Source organism: Paenibacillus sp. Y951 (assembly GCF_056786395.1).
The window spans coordinates 1-2,593 of sequence record NZ_JBXCIY010000055.1 but is presented as its reverse complement, the minus strand read 5'-3'; the positions used below and the strand labels follow the sequence as shown (position 1 = coordinate 2,593).

General features: G+C 54.6%; 1 protein-coding gene. It reads left to right on the top strand.

What is annotated here, in order from left to right:
• Positions 1 to 2,593, top strand: a 2,593-nt coding sequence (locus tag AC1TPB_RS24695) for a non-ribosomal peptide synthetase (RefSeq protein WP_482078923.1), incomplete at both ends; no start/stop codon positions are given.

Here is a 2,593-nt window from a genome sequence, read left to right as displayed (position 1 = left end):
TTTGAAGTAATGGAGACGTTCAACGATACGAAGGCGGAGATCGCGAGCCTAGAGGAAGAAGTGGAAGCGCGGGTGAAGGCGTTCGTGCGTCCGTTTGATCTGGGCGAGGCGCCGCTCTTGCGAGCTGGTCTGATCCGCCTGGAAGAAGAGCGTCACGTGCTACTGCTGGACATGCACCATATCGTCTCGGATGGCACGTCGATGGACGTGTTTGTAGAGGAATTCACACGATTGTATGGGGGTGAGCAACTGGCGCCGCTTGCGATTCACTATAAAGATTATGCGGTATGGCTGCGTGAGAAGATGCAGGGCGAGTCGTACCAAGCACAGGAGCAGTACTGGCTGCAGGTGTTCGAGGAAGCAGCCCCCGTGCTACAGCTGCCGACGGATAATGTGCGACCAGCGGTCCGCAGTTTTGAAGGGGACCACGCTGGTCAAGTATGGAATGAGTATGTAACGAAAAGGCTGAAGCAGCTGTGTGCGAAGCAAGGCGTTACGCTGTACATGGCGCTCTTGGCGGCGTACGGAGTGTTGCTGTCTCGCTATGCGGGACAAGAGGATGTGGTTGTGGGTTCCCCAGTGGCAGGTAGAAGGCACCCAGATGCGGAACGGATGATCGGAATGTTCGTTAACACGCTGGCGATGCGCAGCCGCCCAGCGGGAAGCAAACGGTTCGAGGCGTACTTAGCAGAAGTGAAGGCTTTGGTTCTAGACACGATGGAAAATCAAGACTATCCGTTCGAGGAACTGGTGGAGAAGGCAGAGGTACGGCGGGATACGAGTCGCAATCCGCTGTTCGATACGATGCTGGTGCTGCAGAACATGGAGATGAGTGAATGGAAGGCGGAAGGGCTGACAATTCGGCCGTATCCGCAGGAAAACAGCATCGCGAAATTCGACCTGACCGTGGCTGCGGTTGAGCAGGAAGGGCGGCTGTATTTCGATTGGGAATACAGTACGGCGCTGTTCAAGAAGGAAACGGTTGAGCGAATGGCCGAGCATCTAACGGCAATCGTGGAGCAGATCGTAGAAACGCCAGACATGTGGCTGGACGAGATCGAACTGGTTGGGGAAGAAGAGAATCATCAACTACTAGAGACGTTCAACGATACGAAGGCGGAGTATCCGAAGGACAAGACGATCCACGCGCTGTTTGAGGAGCAGGCGAAGCGGACACCAGAAGCTGAGGCAATCGTCTTCGATTCTGTGCGACTGACGTATGGCGAACTAAACACGAGGGCGAACCAACTGGCGCATGCCTTGCGGACACGCGGCGTTGGAACCAACGAGATCGTGGGGATTCTGGCAGATCGCTCGATGGAGATGATCGTGGGGATTCTGGCGATTCTGAAGGCTGGTGGTGCATACTTACCAATTGATCCGACGTACCCAGCGGAACGGATCGCGTACATGCTGAAAGACAGCGGCACCGAACTTCTGCTTATATACGGAGACGCAGAAGTACCACAAGATTACGAGGACACCGTGCTGAACTTGGCGGATGTTTCACTATATGCGTGCGAGACTTCGAACCTGCCAGCAGCAAGTGGACCAAGCGATCTGGCGTACGCGATTTACACGTCGGGATCGACGGGACAGCCAAAAGGGGTCATGGTCGAACATAGCAGCTTAACGAATGTGATGGTTGCGCTGCACAACAAATATCCTTGCGGGGAAGAAGACGCATATTTGCTGAAGACAGCCTATACGTTTGATGTTTCATTAACGGAACTGTTCGGCTGGATACTTGGCGGAGGGAAAGTGGTTGTGGCGGCACCAGGCGCTGAGAGAGATCCAGAGGAACTGCTTCGCATCACTGTGGATGAACAGGTGACGCACCTCAACTTCGTACCTTCTATGCTACAGCTGTTCATGGCGAAGGCGAAAACTAGCGGTGAAGCCGTTCCATCGCTACAGTACCTGTTTATCGCGGGCGAAGCGTTCCCGACGGAGATGGCTCGGCGAGCTTGCGAGCAGTGGCCGCACGCCCGAATCGAGAACATCTATGGACCGACAGAGGCCACGATCTATGCAACTCAAGAGTCGGTTACGCGACTTACAGAGAAGGTAGGAATCGGTAAACCATTGCCAAACGTTCGTACGTATGTCATCGACCGTTTGAACAGGCTACAGCCGATCGGGGTGCCAGGAGAGCTGTGCATCGCGGGAGATGGGTTGGCTCGCGGATATTTGAATCGTCCAGAGCTAACGGCGGAGAAGTTTGTGGACAACCCGTTTGAACTAGGTGAGCGAATGTATCGTACGGGAGACCTTGCAAGATGGCTGCCTGATGGGAATCTGGATTACCTGGGTCGCATTGACGAGCAAGTGAAAATTCGGGGGTACCGGATTGAGACCGGCGAAATTGTGCACGGTCTGCTGCAGCACACGGACGTGAAGGAAGCAGTGGTCGTGGCTCGAAAAGACGAGCATGACGAAGCTTACCTATGTGCGTACGTGGTGAGCAGCGGAGCATTCGATGCCTCTGAATTGCGTTCGCATTTGAAGCGTAGTCTGCCAGAGTACATGGTACCGTCGTATGTAGTAGAAGTGGAGCGCATTCCGTTGACGGCCAACGGGAAGGTAGATCGGA